Origin of the sequence: Granulicella aggregans, from assembly GCF_014203275.1 — a bacterium.
Lineage (GTDB): Bacteria > Acidobacteriota > Terriglobia > Terriglobales > Acidobacteriaceae > Edaphobacter.
The window spans coordinates 322,551-339,456 of sequence record NZ_JACHIP010000002.1; the positions used below are offsets into that span (position 1 = coordinate 322,551).

The following is a 16,906-nucleotide window of genomic DNA, read 5'->3' on the forward strand; positions in this document are numbered from 1 at the left end:
CTAGAACGCCTGATCGCTTTATTCGCCGATGAGGTGAAGGACGATCTCCCGGCGGTGCGGGCGGACGCGGTGTTCGAAGAGGTAGATACCCTGCCAGGTGCCGAGGGCGAGGCGGCCCTCCATGAGTGGGATGGATAGCTGCACTTGGGTCAGCGCGGTTTTCAGATGGGCGGGCATGTCGTCGGGGCCTTCGGAGTCGTGGTGGTAGGGGAAGTTCTCTGGGGCGATGCGGTCGAAGTAAGCCTTGATGTCGGTGCGGACGGTGGGGTCGGCGTTCTCCTGGATGAGGAGGGAGGCGGAGGTGTGGCGGCAGAAGACGGTGAGCAGGCCGGTGTGGATCTGCTGGCGGCTGACCCACTGGACGACTGTTGATGTGAACTCGTAGAGGCCCTGGCCGCTGGTGGTGATTTCGAGGCTGTGGGTTGATTGCTTCAAACTTTGCTCCTGATTTCCGGCTCCGGCTTCCGCCGGGGCCATTTCAAGAGTAACGGGCGGGGTGGAGAAGAGTGAAACGCTCCGCATTTCTGCCAGCAAAACTGTTGACATTTCGAAATGAATCACCTAACGTAGGTGAGTGGCAAGACTCCCTTCGGGTTGAGTCAGTCACAGCGAAGTCCACCCACTTCGTTGCAATAACAGGCAAACCCACGCATCAGCCCCCACCGCGCTGCGTGGGTTTCCTCTTTAAGCCCGAAGTTTTGGACCGAACCACCGTACCTCAGCGGCTGAAGCCGTGTTTCACCCAATAGCGTTTTGGCACGGCTAGAGCCGTGCCCTTAAGCGAGGCGGACTCAGGGTCAGACCGCGCGACTGGCGTGCCGATAGACTGAGATGGATGCCTTTCGAGAATCCAGACTCTACGCCGGAGATCAAACCTCTACTGCAGCCTGTGACTTCGACGAGCGGGTTTGCGCCGCTCAAGATTGCGCTGTTTCGTGACCGCTGGATTGCGTCGACCGTGTCGAGCGTAGGCACGTGGATGCAGGACACGGCGGCGACCTGGTTGATGACGACGCTAACCGCTTCCCCGCTGCTGATCGCGCTGATGCAGGCGGCGGCTAGTCTGCCGGTTCTATTTTTCGGACTGCTGGCGGGAGCGACAGCGGACATCTTCGACCGGCGGCGGCTGTTGATCTTCTGGCAGGCGTGGATGCTGGCGACCGTCGCGGTGCTGGCGGTGCTGACGTTCCTGGGGCATATTTCGCCGTGGGCGCTGCTCTCCTTCACGTTCCTGATGAATGTGGGTTCGGCGATGAACAACCCGGCGTGGCAGGCGATTGTGCCGGAGCTGGTGCCGCGAGAGCTGATTCCGGATACGGTGTCGCTGAACTCGGCGAGCAACAACCTGGCGCGGGCTGTCGGGCCGGCGTTGGGCGGGCTGATGGTGGCGGCGTTCAAGGGAGTCGATAAGGGCGCGGGCTCAGTCTTCCTGCTGAATGCACTTTCGTTCGCGGGCGTGATCTGGGTGCTGGTGAACTGGAAACGCATCCCGCTGTTCAAGAGCGTGCTGCCATCGGAACGGATTGCGGGGTCGATCCGATCGGGGCTGCGTTATGTGAGGTACTCGCCTTCTCTGCAGTCGTCGTTGATACGGGCGTTTACGTTTACGTTTTTTGTGTCGGCGGTGTGGTCGTTGCTGGCGGTGGTGGCAAATCGCGACCTTCACCAGGGGGCGATGGGGTACGGCATTCTGAATGGGTCGCTGGGGCTGGGGGCGGTCATCGCGGCAACCGTGCTGGGGAAGGTTCGGCGCAGGTTTGGAGCGAGCCGCATGATTGCGGTAGCGACGGCCTACATGGCGCTGACGCTGCTGGTGATGGCCCGGGTGCGATCGCCCGGGGTGATTATTGCGGTGCTGATGGCTGCGGGCTTCGCCTGGACGAGCACGATGGCGACGCTGAACACCTCGGTGCAGTTGGCGGTGCCGGCGTGGGTGCAGGCGCGGGCGCTGGGGACGTATCTGATGACGTTCCAGGGCGGGCTGGCGTTGGGATCGATTACGTGGGGGTTTGTGGCGGAGCATAGCTCGACGCCGGTGGCGCTGGTCGCGGCGGCGGTGGGGTTGATGGTGACACTGCCGGTGGTGCATCGGTTCAAGATTCTTGAGGGGCCGCTGCCGGACCATACTCCTTACCAGTGGACGAGACCGGCACCGCAGCTTGCGGGTGACTCGGATGTGACGGCGGGGCCGGTGCGGGTTTCAGTTGAGTACGTGGTGAAGGCTGAGAACTATGTGTCGTTCACCAAGGCGATCCACGAGCTGCGGGGGGTAAGGCTGCGGGATGGCGCGATCCGGTGGGGGATCTATCGGGATGCGGTCGATCCGGAGCGGCTGAATGAGACGTTCCTGATGGAGTCGTGGCTGGATTACCTGCGTAGCCGGGAGCGGGTGACGGCAGAGGATGCGGCGATTCGCGACCGGGTCTATGCGATGAATGAAGGGAACGAGAGGCCGAAGGTCTCGTATCAGATCTATGCGAGAGAGGTTGCGGGGTGAGGCGCCGTCGGTTGTTCGTCCGACATCTCAAAAGCGAGAGGTGGGGCACCCGGCGATCTCGGCGAATCTCCACCTATTGATGGATGACGATGTTGTATCGTACGGGCAGACTTATATGCCTATGTCCACCGCACCGTTCTCCGTTCCGTCCGTCGCCGTTGCCGCGCCTGCCCGCCGCCTGCCTCGGCTTGAGGTTTCGCTTTCTATCCTGTTGGCGGTGAGCATCGCGCTGATCTTCTGGAGCCAGCAGCGGTATCCGGCGCTGCTGAAAAAGCTGCACGCGGGTAGCGGTGTGAAGGTGGCCGGGACGATCTCGTTTGACGCGCTGATGAAGGTGACGCCGGAGATGCCGGTGGCAGAGCAGGTAGCGCGGACGAGCGTGAACTGGATCTATACGAATCGGTTTGGGATGTACTTCGCGTTGCCGTTTGGGGCGGCGTTGATGACTCTGTTTGCCGGGGCGATGGTGCCGAAGCGGTTCGATTCCGCGGCAGGCAATGTGCTTTGCGGGGCGGTTGCGGGAGCTCCGATGGGCGTGTGTACGAACTGCGCGACGCCAGTGGCGCAGAGCATGATCGTCGGCGGGGCGAGCACGCGGATGACGCTGGCGGCGATGATCAGCTCGCCGACGATGAACCCTGTCGTAGTGGCGATGGCGTTTGTGCTGTTTCCGCTGCACATTGCGCTTTGGAGAATCGCTGTGCCGTTGGTGCTGCTGGCGTGCGTGCCTCTTCTGGTGGCGGAGAACAAGCGGAAGATTCTATCGATGGGATCGTTCGAGGAACAGCCTTCGCTGGGAGCGCGGCTGGGTAAATTTGCGCAGCGATACCTGCGGAACTTTGCCAAATTGACCTTGATGACGCTGCCCTGGATGCTGTTGGCGGCGGTGCTGGGGGCAACGATGGCCGTGGTGATTCCGGCGTATGGGACGCATCTGCCGGTGTCTGTTATCGGGGTGATCGGGGTGGCAATTGTAGGTACGCTGCTGCCGGTGCCGATGGCGCTCGATGTGGCTCTGGCGTTTGTACTGTATCGGGCTGGAGCTCCGGCCGCCTACGTGGTGGCGCTGCTGTGCACCCTCGGGCCGGTGAGTGTTTATTCGCTGAGCGCGATGTCGCAGCTAATTGGGAAGAAGGCTGGAATGAGGCTCGCAGGTGCAGTGGCGGGGCTTGGAGTGGTGGCGGGGCTGAGCGTGATGTGGTGGGGGTAGCTCACGCTGCCGCTTCCCTTCCAAAGAGCTGAGTGAATGGGCAGCGTGACTATGGGGATAGCCGCGTTCAAGCCTTTATTTTTCTTGACTGATAGGAACAAGTTGGTAGTCTGGCGCAACTCGATTAATGGTCTATTCATTTTCGCGGAGCGTGCGTTGTGGCTACAGAGAACTTCCAGGGCGAGACTAAAAAGCCCAAGAACATCGTCGTCTGCTGCGATGGCACCGGCAATAAGTTCATCGACGACACTGATTCAGACGACAGCAACTCGAATGTGGTGAAGCTGTATTCGACGCTGCGGATTACGAACAATCAGGTTGGTTATTACCATCCAGGTGTCGGAACATCCGATGATCCCAAGGCAGAGAGCAAGCTTGCCAGCCTGTGGTATCGGACAAAGGGAATGGCCTTTGCCGCCGGGTTCAAAGACAACGTTCTGGATGCTTATAGATATTTAATGGAGACCTACGACGACGGCGACCAGGTCTATATGATCGGGTTTTCGCGAGGCGCCTACACCGTGCGTGCCCTGGCCGGACTTCTGGATGGGTATGGACTTTTGTGTAAAGGCAACGAAGGACATCTGCCCTATGCGTGGAATGAGTATGCAAGGCAGCATGACGACCGCAAGTTGAAGAAGGTCGAAAGCAACACCCGATTCAAAGAGACCTTTTCGCGCCGGAAGTTTCGGATCCATTTTCTGGGTATCTGGGACACGGTGTCGTCGGTGGGCTGGATCAATACGCCGCTGCGGCTGTTCAGTGTCGCCCAGAATCCCACGGTAAAGACTGCGCGGCATGCGATCAGCATCGATGAGCGGCGATGCTTTTATCGCGACAACCTGTTCGAAAAGGCAACAGACCAGCAGTTGGCGGCGATCGCTTCGGAGGACGATCCACACCCGACTCAGGATGTGCTGCAGGTCTGGTTTCCGGGTGTTCACTCTGATGTAGGCGGCAGCTATTCCCAGGACTCGAGCGTGCTCTCAAACAATTCTCTTGAGTGGATGATCGGAGAGATAGAGAAGGCCGGGGCGGACATCAAACTGCATATGCAGCAGCTTGTGCTGGGTGAGGACATAAATCCTATGCCGGATGCGGCGACTGAGCTCGATGAGTTGCGGCGTATCGCGGCGCTCAAAGACCTTTACGTCAAGCCGACCAAGAAGATGGTGCATCCGTCGTTGAATGGATCGTGGTGTCTGCTGGAGCTATTGCCGCACCGGTACTACGACAAGGATGACGGCGTGGAGAACTGGCGGACTCCGCTGGGAATGAGGCGGAGACTGCCATCAGGCAAGATCAAATTGCCCGATGGCAAATTCGCTACGCAAGAGACGTTTATTCACCGCACCGCCAGAGACTGGATGGCAAGTCGCGGCTATGAGCCTGGAAACGTAGTGGGCGGAGTTAAGTCGCTGTCGCCAGTTGAAGTAGAGGGGCAGCCGAGCGGGTCGCTCTATTTGTATCAACCCCCTGAGGACAAAAAGCCGGTGCAGAACGAGGCATTCGTTCGCTGGAGCATCATGATCGCGGTGACCGGAGCGGAACTGGCTTTCGTCGGCGGGCTGGGAGCGCTCGCGGTCTGGGCGATCCGGCTGCTTTAGCGTCCGATTATCTAGTGCCTAGATACCGAGTTCAGTGCGGATGGCGGCGGCGATTGCCTCTGAGTGGTGGCGCATGAGGGGTTCGGATTCGGCTTCGATCATGACGCGGGCTAGGGCTTCGGTGCCGCTGTAGCGGATGACGACGCGGCCACTGTCTTCGAGATCGTGCTCGGCCGCGGCGATGGCGGCGGCTACGGTGGGGATGGTCTCGAGCGGGCGTTTTTCGCGGACCTTGACGTTGACGATGACCTGGGGGAAGGTCTTGAGGTCAGAGGTTAGGTCGGCAAGGGACTTCCCTGCTCTTTGCACGATGTCGAGGAGCAGCAGGGCGGTCAGCAGGCCGTCGCCGGTGGTGCTGCGGCCGGAGAAGATGATGTGGCCGGATTGTTCGCCGCCGAGCGATGCGCCGGTGGCGAGCATCTGCTCAAGGACGTACTTGTCGCCTACGTTGGCGCGGAGCATTTTTATATTCGTGCGTTTCAGGGCGGCTTCGAGGCCCATATTTGACATGGTGGTGGCGACGACAGTTTGGTTAGCTAAGGCGTTGCGGGCGGCTAGATCGCGGGCGGCCAGGAGGAGGACGGCGTCGCCGTTGATGACGTTGCCGTGGTGGTCGGCGAAGAGAGCGCGGTCTGCGTCGCCGTCGAAGGTGATGCCGAGCGAGGCTTTTTGGGCTACTACTTCCTGCGCGACGACGATGGGGTGGAGGGCACCGCAGTGCTCGTTGATGTTGCGACCGTCTGGGCTGGCGTGGGTGATGATCGCTTCGCCTCCCGCTCGTTCGATCAAGGAGGCGAACAACTGAGGGGCTATTGAGGATGCGGCTCCGTTGGCGCAGTCGATGACGATCTTCTGGTTGGCCAGGGTGAGATCGGGAACGGAGTTTAAGAGGAAGTTGATGTAGGTTAGGCGGTCGGATTCGTTGACTGTGGGGGTGGTTGCGGTGCCACTTAACTGCAGGTCCTTCGACTCCTCGCTTTGCGCTTCGCTCAGGGTGACATTTCCATGGGCAGTCTCTGGGTTCGCAGTGGCGGCATCGAGCTGTTTGAAGATTTCGGCTTCGATGGCTAGTTCGGTGGCGTCCGGGAGCTTGAAGCCGTCGGGGCCGAAGAGCTTGATGCCGTTGTCTTCCCAGGGATTGTGCGAGGCGGAGATGACGATGCCCGCAGCGAAGTTGTGGGTGGCGGCGAGGTACGCTACGCCGGGGGTAGTGATGATGCCGGCGGATTCGACCGTGGCTCCGCCGGCGATGAGGCCGGAGGTGAGGGTGGCGGCGATGGAGGGCCCGGATTCACGCGTGTCCATGCCGATCAACACCTTTGGCGAGTTGCCGAGGTGATGGGCGAGCGCAAGGCCTACGGCATAGATGGTGGGCGGGTCGAGCGGGGCCTGGCCGGCGACGGCGCGGATGCCGTCGGTGCCGAAGAGTTTTTTCACTTTGATTCAATCTCCAAAACTGTTGCGGTAAGGGTGCCAGTGGCAAGACGAGCGCTGATGCGTTGGCCGGGGCGTGCTTCGGCGGCGTTGTGCAGAAGACTTCCCTGCTCTGAGTAGATGAGGGCGTAGCCACGATTGAGCACGGCTAGAGGCGAGAGGGCGTGGAGACGGGTCGCGGCAGAGGCGAGGCGAGTGCGGCGGGTGTCGAGGAGGTGGCTGCCGGTGCGGATGAGGGCTTCGCGGGCGCGGTCGAGGCGGCGATCGGCAAGGGCCAAGCGTGCCGTGGGGGCTTGCTGCTGGAGGCGGGCGGTGAGGCCGGCGAGTCGGGCCACATGAGAGCGGAAGCGGCGGTGGAGGGCGGAGTCGGCGCGATAGGCGAGGTCGTCGAGATGCTGTTCGCGGCGGTAGAGGTTGTCGCGGAGGCGGATGAGGACGGAGTCAGCAGAGAGGCGGGCGTATCGCTGCCGCGACTGCATGAGGCTATACGAGATGGCGCGCTGGAGGCGGGTGGTGAGGGACTGGACGCGGTCTTCGATGCGGTGCTGGGCGGCGGTAATGAGTTCGGCGGCGGCGGATGGCGTGGGAGCGCGGAGGTCGGCTACGAAGTCGGCGATGGTGAAGTCGGTCTCGTGGCCGATGGCGGAGACGATGGGGAGCTCGCTGGCAGCGATGGCGCGGGCGAGGGACTCGTCGTTGAAGCCGGCGAGGTCTTCGATGGAGCCGCCGCCTCTTGCGATGACGATGAGGTCGACTCGGTCAGGATGCGCGTTGAACCAGGCGATGCCGTCGATGACTGTCTGAGGGCTGTTTGCGCCCTGCATGAGAGCGGGATAGATGAGCAGGTTGAGGCGGGCGTGGCGGCGGCGGACGACGGTGACGATGTCGCGGATAACGGCGCCGGTGGGCGAGGTGACGACTCCGATGCAGTGCGGGAAGGGCGGCAGGGAGCGCTTGCGGTCGGCGTCGAAGAGGCCTTCGTCGGCGAGGCGGCGCTTGAGTTGTTCGAAGGCGAGTTGGAGTGCGCCTGCGCCGCGGGGCTCCATGGTCTCGGCGATGAGCTGGAGCTGGCCTCGGGACTCGTAGACGGAGATGCGGCCGCGGACGAGGACGGCGAGGCCGTCTTGTGGGCGGAAGCGGAGGAGCTGGGCCTGGCGGCGGAAGAGGACGATGGGGAGCTGGGCTTCGCCATCCTTCAAGGTGAAGTAGATGTGGCCGGAGGCGGCGGGGCGGCAGTTCGAGATCTCGCCTTCGACCCAGACGTTGGAGTAGGCGGACTCGGTGTGCTGGCGGATGTCGGCGACGAGGGCGCGGACGGAGTAGATGCGGCGTTCTTGCTCTATCGGAACGGCGATGGCGGGGGCCGGAATGCGGGGATTCTTCGCTTCGCTCAGACTGACGGATTTCGTAGATTCTGGGGCTGGCGCGGGTTCGTGGGTGGAGAAGAGGTCGGGTTGGGTGGGGCGGCTTTTTTCCACCTTGGGGCGGGATTTGCGGCGCAGGCTGGCCAGGGTGTCGGGTGGGGTCGAGTTCTCTCCGGCGGGCATCCAGAGGGAAGTTTAGCATTCTGGGAGTGGGCGGGGGCGGTTCGCGCTTGGCGCGAATGTCCCACTCATCGCATAAGACAGAGGCGCGATGAATGGGGCACCCCGGGGTTTGGGCGCGGGAACTTTTACGTCCCACATCTCAGAGGCGAGATGTGGGGCACCCGGTGGCCTGCGGTAGTAGACTTCAGGCCATGGAACGGCCTGATCCGGAAGATAAAGGTGTTCTGCTTCGTCCGGTTCGCTCGCCTCATGGGAGTGCGGAGATGGAGGTGGTGAGGCCGGGGAGGACGATTGGAGACCCGGGCCAGCATCACTGCGCGGACCATGCCACCTTTCACGCCGACTGCGTGGTTTGCAAGCGGGCATGCGCGAACTTTCAGCCGTATCCGGTGCGTAAGCCGAAGCCGGTGGCTCGGTCGTTTGGGTTCACTGACGATTTGACCGAGGAAAAAATTCGGGCGCTCGATCCGAAACCGGGGAATCTGTATGCGGATGATCCGGAGTTCAGCCTGAGCCTGAGTGTGGTGCGGTTTCTGCTACGCCTTATCTGGCCGTTCAGGTTCTGAGTCTGGGCGACGCTGCGGTGGCGTGGCGGCGTCTCCAGTCGTCGTCCGAGAGCAGGCGGGGGCCGGCTTCGATGAGACGCGGCATCATGTTGAAGACGGCGACGCGGGTCCAGAGGCTGCCATCGCGGGTGCGGAAGCCCTTTTCGTTGAGGTCGCTGACAATGCTGGAGTAGGGGAAGTCCTGGGCGAGGAGATCCATCATCTGCTTCATCACCTGGTTTTCAGTGGGGTCGATCTCGAGGCGGGTGCAGTCGTCGGAGATGCGGAGGCCGTAGGGGATATCGTCTGCGAAGGCGCCGGTGGGGGGGGCTTCCATGGCGGGAAGTTCACGGCGCCACTCGATTGAGAGAAGCTGCCAGCCGGAGGCGAGGCGCTGGTCGATGATGCCTGGGCTGAAGGGACCGGAGATGACATCTCGGATGCGTTCGAAGTGCGACATGGGTGGAACTCCTTTTATGGCGGAGCTACGTTCGCGTGTGGGGGCACTTTGAGTGCCGAAGCGAAGCACGGCTAAGTGGCTGGTGGTATTGAGTTCTTCGGCGAGCGACTCGGGTTGAAATGTTCATTTTCCGGAACGGATGTCCGATTGCGAACGGTCGTGAAGGTTTGCGCTCCCGGAAGACCGGCTTGAACAATAGCTCTGTCCGCTAGATGACTTTAGTCATGTAGCGGGACCACTTAGGCTAAGCTTCCGCATCTCATGAACATCGCCCAAAGTGGCGGAACGGGCAGATTTCCTTCTGGCTTGGCACTTCGCTCAACGCTCTATAGAGACTTACGCAGAGGCGCCACTATGCAAACTACACGATTCGACATGTTCCTTTTTTTTGCGCTGCCCATTGCTCGCGGTGCAACTGCATGAACCTCCATTCAGGACGACCAGCGGAAGGGCGACCAAGTGACGGCTTGATAGGCGACCGCGAACTTCGAGACCAGATGAGACTGTTGGAGCAAACTCTCTCTGAGACGCGCGCCTCTCTAGAAGAGTCGGAGTCGATCAAGCACCAGTACATCAATCTGTATGAGCTGGCACCGGTAGGCTATCTCACGCTGGATCTTCTTGCGTCGGTCCTGGACGTGAACCGAACGGGAACGAGGCTTCTGTCGGGGCGCAGGGATGAGATCATTGGCCTGCCCTTTGCCGGATTCGTGGTTGCCCAGGACGAACATCGGTATGCGCAGCTTCTGGAAGATGTGACGGCGAGTGGCGATCCCGAGAGGATGGATCTATCCCTGAGACGGCTGGATGGGACGATCTTCGATGCGCAGATCGATTGCCTGCGGGTAACGGCAAAGGACGTCCGATCTCCGGTACGGCTGACGGTGGTGGACATTACAGCGCGGAAGAAGGCTGAGGCAGAGATCAAGCACCTGGCGTTCTACGATCCGCTGACGTCGCTTCCGAACCGGCGGCTGCTGCTGGATCGTCTGCAACACGCGTTCCTGGAGTGCGTCCGAACGCATCATCATGGGGCGATCTTCTTTATCGATTTGAACTCCTTCAAGAACCTAAACGACACCCAGGGACACGTCATGGGCGATCTGCTGCTGCAGCAGGTTGCCGCCCGGATCACGGGCTGCATCCGAGAGTGCGACACGGTGGCGCGGCTCGGCGGCGATGAATTTATCGTGATGATCCTGCACCTCTCGAAGAATCCGGTTGAGGCAGCGGAGCAGGCAAAGGTGGTTGGCGAGAAGATCCTCGCGACCTTCGAGGCGTGCTATCAGCTGAACAAGTATGAATACTGCTGCTCCGGCAGCCTGGGCGTCACTCTCTTCAAGGACAACCTGTCTTCCGTGGAAGACCTGCTGAAGCGTGCCGACATGGCGCTGTACCGTGCGAAGACCATGGGCATCAGCACGATGCAATTCTTTGATCCGGAGATGCAGGCGGTCGAGACTGCGCGGGACGTACTCGATGTGGATTTGAGACGTGGGCTCCAGGAGAACGAGTTCGTCCTTTACTACCAGCCGCAGGTGGACAGTGCCAATAAGCTGACCGGCGTTGAGGCGTTGCTACGATGGCCCCACCCGAAGCGTGGACTGCTGTCGCCCGGCGAGTTTATTGCCTTCGCCGAGGAGAAGGGGTTGATTGGCCTGATCGGGCAGTGGGTGCTGGAAGCGGCATGTATTCAGCTTCTTCGCTGGAGCGCTGATCCGGAGACTGCCGAGTTGACGATTGCGATCAACGTGAGCGCGCTGGAGTTTTCGCACCCGGAGTTCGTGCCGCGGATGCTGAAGGTGATCGACCGGACGGGCATCAATCCAAAGAGGCTGGTGCTGGAGTTTACCGAGCGGGTGATGCTGGGGCTGACGGAGGACACGGTTTCCAAGATGAGGGCGTTGAAGGCGAGGGGCCTCTACTTTTCGCTGGACGACTTTGGTATCGGCTACTCCTCGTTGGGATATCTACAGAGTCTTCCGCTTGATGAGTTGAAGATCGACCGAACGTTTGTGAAGGACATCCTGACGAATCCAAACGACGCTGTGATTGCCTGCTCGATCATGGCGCTGGGCGCGAGCCTGGGGCTTGCCGTTGTCGCCGAGGGTGTGGAGACGCAGGAGCAACGGGATTACCTGGCATCGCAAGGATGCAAAGCGTACCAGGGATATCTGTTCGGCAGGCCCGTCCCTATCGCTGAGTTGCGACTGGGAAGGAACGTACGCAATCCCTAACCGATCGAGATCGGTTCAGCTGGCGACGGAGAGCATGCGGGCGGCTTCGCGGAGGATCTCTTCGGGAGGGCAGGGCTTGAGGAAGACGTGGGTGCTCTGCGGCATCTTGCGAATCTGTTCGCGGACCGGAGGCAGGTTGGTGATGTAGCCGGTGAGCACGATGACGGGGCAGGCGGAGTTCATGCGGGTGAGTTCGACCATGAACTCGAGGCCGTCGCGGCCGGGCATGGTGATGTCGCAGAGGATAAGTTGTGGATGCGACTCGCGAACGTAATCGAGGGCGGCGTCTACGTTGTAGACGACGTGGGTGTCGAACCCGCGCTTGCGAAATATCAGGCCCAGGGTGTCGGCCGTGATCGGCTCGTCGTCAATGACCAGGACTCGTTTCATGGTGTAGCTCTGCTGGGAGAGAGGTTGCGTAACGATGGGGGCCCCTGAAGCGTGATACAGAAATTGGAAGACAAGTTCGGCCAGATTATCGAGATTCTCGAGGTGTTACTGTCTGCCAGAAAACATAAGCTTCATTATTCTAAGGCGAGGAAAAGTTGCCGTTCCGGACATGACCTAAAATCTGATTTGGAGCCAAAAGAGTTTTGCAGATCATAGCGGGAGTCGCGGGAGTCGTGTTTTTGTTGGCGGTAGGTCTGGACACGTTCCAGACGATCATCCTGCCAAGGCGTCCGGCGGGACGATTTCGGATCACGCGGCTATTTTTTATCGCAACGTGGGGGCCGTGGTCGGGGATCGCGAAGAGGATCGAGAGCAAGCGGGCGCGGGAGGACTTTTACGGGATCTACGGCCCGGCATCCCTGATCCTGCTGCTGGTGGTCTGGGCTGCGCTGCTGGAGATCGGGTTCGCTCTGCTGTTCTTCGCGATGGGGTCGCCGTTCCACGACGTGACGGGGCATGTGGCGACTAGCGGGTTCGATCAGTTTCGGACGGACCTCTACGTGAGCGGGACCACGCTGTTCACGCTAGGGCTGGGGGACATCCTGCCGCAGGTAGTCTCGGCGCGGGCGATGATTATTACCGAGGCGGGCGTGGGGCTGGGATTTGTGGCGCTGGTTATCGGGTACGTGCCGGTACTGTACGGGGCGTTTTCGAAGCGCGAGGTGAGTATTGCGCTGCTGGATGGGCGGGCGGGGTCGCCGCCGACTGCGGGAGAGTTGCTGCGGCGGCATGGGTTCGATGGTGGCGATGAGGCGATTGTGACGCTGCTGGCGGAGTGGGAGCGGTGGTCGGCAGAGCTGCTGGAGTCGCATGTGTCGTACCCGATTCTTTGCTACTACCGATCGCAGCATGACAACCAGAGCTGGCTGTCGGCTCTGACGGCGGTGTTGGATGCTTGCTCCGTGCTGATTACGAGCCTGCAGGGGACGCCGGTGCGGCAGGCTCAGTTGACCTTCGCGATGGCAAGGCATGCGTTGGTCGACCTGGTGCTGGTATTTCATCTGAAGGAGCAGAAGGAGTGGGCAGCGCAGCAGGAGATCGACCGGCTGCCGATGGCGGACTTCCGCAGGCTGTGCGGGCTGCTGAACGATACCGACATTGAGCTGTGCGGCGATCCGGCTTCGGAGGAGCGGCTGAAGGCGATCCGGAAGCTGTACGAGCCGTATGCTCATGCGCTGGCGGAGTACCTGGGGATGCCGGTTTCGGATTGGATCACGGAGCCGAAGAAGAACGACCAGTGGAGCACGGTGGCGGGGCTGCGGTCGCAGAAGGAGATTGCGAGGAAGCTGGCTCCGGGAGTGGCAATCAATACAAAGCCTGACAAGGAAGCTCGAGAGTTTGCGGTTGTGGGTGAGACTCCGCTGCATGAAGAGCATAAGTACTAGGTGTAGCGGCGGAGTCGCGGCTACGGGTGACTCAAGGGTTGAGTGGGCGGCGAGATTCTGGCGATTGCCTACTGCTGAATCCTAAAATCGGAGATCCCCATTTTTTGTCTCGAAAACCTGCATATTGGCAGCGTATGATTCCGCCGACTCAGGATGGTGCACGACGCCGCACGGTGAAAGGCGATACTCATCGGGTCGAACTCCCCAGTTCCCCTCGTCGATGCAAGCAGAACGGCCTGGCATCGAAATCGAAAGTAAGTTCGACAACCATCATTCCTAAGCGACCTCAGCATACGGAGATCTACATGAGAGTTCTGCGTCTCGTCCCGTCTTTTTTCCTGGCTATGCTCGCATTTGCAGTGTTTGGCTCGCCTGTAAAGTGCAGCGCCCAAGCCTCCACAACAACGGCATTAAATGTGAGTTCCGCCTGTCTGCAACAGGGGTGCGTGACGACGCTGACGGCGACGGTCACGTCCGGCGCTACGGTGGTCCATCCGGGGCTGGTGATCTTTTGCGACAAGGGGCCGACAAACTGTGAGAACGAAGCACCGATCGGTCGTGCACAATTGCTGGCGAATGGGACGGCGACGATCCGACTGCAGCTTGCGCCGGGGCCGCACGCGCTGCGGGCGATCTTTCACGGGACAAAGACCTACGCTACGAGCATCTCCGTGGGGCACGGACTTTCGACGACGCCCAGCGCCGCGGTCGCGGCGACCCAAACAAGCGGTGGGGCGGTTGCGGCAACCAGCGGATATACGTTCTCGGCGAATGTACAGAGCGTGGGAAGCATTAGACCTGGCGGAACGGTCACATTTACAGACGCGTCGAGGGACAATGCTTTGCTGGCGACCGCGCCGGTGGCTGTGAATGTCAACTATCTCCCTTATCTTAGCTTTCCGACCGGAAGTTCGCTGGATCTCTCCAGCGTCCCTGTGACGCTCAAGACAACGGCGGTTGCAGCGACGACCGGGGACTTCAATAACGATGGATTCCAGGACATCGCGGAGACCAATAGCGCTTCTACATTGAACGTTCTGCTTGGCAACGGGGCTGGAGCCTTTACGCCCGCGCCTACACCTGCGGGGCCGACTGGGGCACATGGCGCTCTGCTTACTGCGGACTTCAACGGAGACGGCAAGCTGGATATTGCAATTCCGGACACGGAGACGAACTCGATTTATGTCGGGTTGGGAAATGGGAACGGGACGTTTACGGCAGCTACGTCCACGCCTCTTAACGACAGCCCGTTGTTTCTGGCGACGGGAGACCTTAATAGGGACGGGATAGCTGACCTGGTTCTGATCAGCAAGACCGCTTCGGGCGGTGGTGCAATCCATGTCCTGCTGGGACAGGGTGACGGGACGTTTGCAGTGCAGGCGGCGATTTCAATAGGCGGAGACACTTTAGCCAATCCAGCGATTGCGGACTTCAACCACGATGGATTTCAGGACCTGGCCCTGTACGACGTGGTGACACAACAGATTCTGGTTCTCGGCGGGAACGGGGATGGCACTTTGCAGTCACTCCCCGTGACAGCAGTTACGTTATCGGGAAATCCTTACAAGGATTTGAGCGATGCGGGTACTCTTCTGGTCGGTGACTTTGACAACGATGGCTTTCTGGACATCAATTTCACAGGATTCGGCATCGGCGCCTTCTTGCACGGCAACGGTGACTCTACCTTCGTGCAACACGGCAGCAACGGGTTGAACTACCTATTCGCCGCTGACGTCATCGGCAACGGCAATCTGGATGTAGCGGGATTCGCCGGGTCGGAAGGATATCTCGGGTCGTATTTTGCGGCCCAGCAGATCACCAACCCACCCGGGCAGGGCGTTTTTTACATGTCCACACTGATCCTTCCGCAGCCGAATGGGTACGTGTATCCCGTGCTTGCTTACGCAGACTTCACGGGTGACGGGATTCCTGACCTGCTGGAGCTAAACCCGTTGAGCGCCTCGGCATCGACGAGCTTTGTGCCTTCATTGAGCCAGACATTGGTTGCGAGCAGTAGCACGGCTGTGCCGCTCGATTCGGGGGTACACAACATCATCTCCACTTACTCTGGGGACACCTTTCACAGCGGCAGTGTGTCGCCGGGCAGCGAGGTCGATTCAGCGGGAGTTGCGTACGGAAGCGGATTCGCGGGAGAGACGGGGCTACAGTTGAACGGGAGCGCCAAGCTGCAAGGGTCGGCAATCGAGTTGACCGATGGCGGTCAGTTCGAGAGCGGCAGCTTCTTCTCAAAGAAGAGGATCGAGTTGACTGCCGTCTCCTCTTTCGAGTCAGACTTCGACTTCCAATTGACGGATGCCAATGCTGACGGTTTCGCCTTCGTACTGCAATCGAATGGTCCGAACGCCATTGGCTCTTCCGGCAGCGGCCTTGGCTATGGAAATCCTGCCGGCGGAACGGGAGCGAGCATCACGAACAGCCTGGCGGTGGCCTTCGATCTACATAGTAACCAGGGCGAAGGCAGCAATTCCGTGAGGCTTGAGGAGAACGGAGTTACTAAGTCCCTAAACCCGAATTTCACCGCTCCGGTCGATCTGACGCCATCCGGACTCGATCTGCATAGCGGCCATCGTTTTCACGCGAGGATCTTCTCGCAAAATTCAGATCAAATCGAGGTGATGCTTACCGATCTCGTGACGCAAAAGTCCACTGATTTCACGTTGTTTCTCTCGACGGCCTATCCGCTGGGCGGCAGCGCCTTCTACGCGGGATTCACTGGAGGGACCGGCGCCGGCACAGCCATTCAGACGATCTACGATTGGAGCATCAATGTCGACGCCTTTCCGCCAGCTCCGTCGCTGTTTCCCTATCCTAAGCCAACCTATCCGGACGGATTCGCGCCGGGAACGGGGCAGCCGTTTGATGGGTTCACGGGAGGGACGGGACTTGGCTTCAATGGCGTTGCGGCGGTCAATGGATCCGTGTTGCAGTTGACCAATGGCACCCAGTTCCAGGCGACCGCAGCGTTCGAGATTGCGAAGGTGCTGCCGCATGGCTTCTTCTCAACCGACTTCGACTTTCAGATCGCGAATGGCCAGGGGGATGGGTTCGCGTTTGTGATCCAGAACCAGCGGCTAGGTTCAATCGGCTCGCAGGGGGGAGGGCTGGGCTACGGTCCGGCAACTCCGGGCGGGGGCGGGGCGGTGATCGGCAACAGCCTGGCAATAAAGTTCGATACGCATAACAATGCGGGCGAGGGGACAGACTCGACTGGCCTATACCTGAACGGCGCATCTCCGACTACGCCATCGATCGACCTGGGAAGGACCGGGATTCTGTTCTATACCGGGCACACGTTCCATGCGCGGATCGAATCGGATGGGACGAATCTGACGCTCTCCATCACGGACCTCGACCAGTACCAGAACTTCACCACAAAGCTGTACTCGGGAAGCGGGCTGGAATCGTTGATACCGGCACAGGCGTTTGCCGGGTTCACAGCCGGGACCGGAGCCACGGCAAGTTCGATCAAGATCCTGAATTGGACCTGGATCGCGCACTAGCTCTTGCTGTACG

At 60.4% G+C, this 16,906-nt stretch carries 12 protein-coding genes; 7 read left to right on the forward strand and 5 right to left on the reverse strand.

Features of this window, described 5'->3' with window-relative positions; all coding sequences use genetic code 11:
- Positions 1–18: 18 nt before the first annotated feature.
- Entirely contained in the window at positions 19–435 is a 417-nt protein-coding gene (locus HDF16_RS06825) for a secondary thiamine-phosphate synthase enzyme YjbQ (protein WP_184214818.1), read from the reverse strand.
- Positions 436–835: 400 nt separating this feature from the next.
- On the opposite strand from HDF16_RS06825, the gene HDF16_RS06830 reads away from it, so the two are divergent.
- The 3 genes from HDF16_RS06830 to HDF16_RS06840 all read left to right on the forward strand — a co-directional run bounded on the left by HDF16_RS06830 (position 836) and on the right by HDF16_RS06840 (position 5,314).
- Complete coding sequence (locus HDF16_RS06830) at positions 836–2,497, forward strand: MFS transporter (protein ID WP_184214820.1); 1,662 nt, start codon at positions 836–838, stop codon at positions 2,495–2,497.
- Between the two features lie 121 nt (positions 2,498–2,618).
- The gene (locus HDF16_RS06835; RefSeq protein ID WP_184214822.1) at positions 2,619–3,707 is read left to right on the forward strand and encodes a permease; all 1,089 of its coding nucleotides are present in this window, start codon (positions 2,619–2,621) and stop codon (positions 3,705–3,707) included.
- 158 nt (positions 3,708–3,865) lie between these two features.
- Positions 3,866–5,314: a phospholipase effector Tle1 domain-containing protein gene (locus tag HDF16_RS06840; RefSeq protein WP_184214824.1), complete on the forward strand. Its 1,449-nt coding sequence runs from the start codon at positions 3,866–3,868 to the stop codon at positions 5,312–5,314.
- Between the two features lie 18 nt (positions 5,315–5,332).
- On the opposite strand, the gene glmM is transcribed toward HDF16_RS06840, so the two are convergent.
- A complete protein-coding gene (gene glmM / locus HDF16_RS06845; protein ID WP_184214826.1) occupies positions 5,333–6,751 on the reverse strand; it encodes a phosphoglucosamine mutase in 1,419 nt (472 codons plus the stop codon).
- Entirely contained in the window at positions 6,748–8,295 is a 1,548-nt protein-coding gene (gene xseA, locus HDF16_RS06850) for an exodeoxyribonuclease VII large subunit (protein ID WP_184214828.1), read from the reverse strand. The genes glmM and xseA overlap by 4 nt, the downstream gene beginning before the upstream one ends.
- Positions 8,296–8,486: 191 nt before the next feature.
- On the opposite strand from xseA, the gene HDF16_RS06855 reads away from it, so the two are divergent.
- On the forward strand, positions 8,487–8,861 hold the full coding sequence (locus tag HDF16_RS06855; RefSeq protein ID WP_184214830.1) for a hypothetical protein: 375 nt from the start codon (positions 8,487–8,489) through the stop codon (positions 8,859–8,861).
- Here the strand turns inward: HDF16_RS06855 and HDF16_RS06860 are convergent.
- A complete protein-coding gene (locus HDF16_RS06860) occupies positions 8,851–9,300 on the reverse strand; it encodes a recombinase family protein (protein ID WP_184214832.1) in 450 nt (149 codons plus the stop codon). The two genes, HDF16_RS06855 and HDF16_RS06860, sit on opposite strands and share 11 nt — an antisense overlap.
- 497 nt (positions 9,301–9,797) lie before the next feature.
- On the opposite strand from HDF16_RS06860, the gene HDF16_RS06865 reads away from it, so the two are divergent.
- Positions 9,798–11,537, forward strand: a complete 1,740-nt coding sequence (locus HDF16_RS06865; RefSeq protein ID WP_184214834.1) for a putative bifunctional diguanylate cyclase/phosphodiesterase — start codon at positions 9,798–9,800, stop codon at positions 11,535–11,537.
- 15 nt (positions 11,538–11,552) lie between these two features.
- Here HDF16_RS06865 and HDF16_RS06870 read toward each other — a convergent pair whose 3' ends face one another.
- Positions 11,553–11,927, reverse strand: coding sequence for a response regulator (locus tag HDF16_RS06870; protein ID WP_184214836.1), 375 nt, complete (start codon positions 11,925–11,927; stop codon positions 11,553–11,555).
- A 203-nt stretch (positions 11,928–12,130) separates the two neighbouring features.
- Here HDF16_RS06870 and HDF16_RS06875 point away from each other — a divergent pair, with 203 nt between their 5' ends.
- Together HDF16_RS06875 and HDF16_RS06880 are read left to right on the forward strand one after the other, a co-directional pair.
- Positions 12,131–13,372, forward strand: coding sequence for a potassium channel family protein (locus HDF16_RS06875; RefSeq protein ID WP_184214838.1), 1,242 nt, complete (start codon positions 12,131–12,133; stop codon positions 13,370–13,372).
- A gap of 305 nt (positions 13,373–13,677) precedes the next feature.
- Positions 13,678–16,893: an FG-GAP-like repeat-containing protein gene (locus tag HDF16_RS06880; protein WP_184214839.1), complete on the forward strand. Its 3,216-nt coding sequence runs from the start codon at positions 13,678–13,680 to the stop codon at positions 16,891–16,893.
- Positions 16,894–16,906 lie beyond the last annotated feature (13 nt).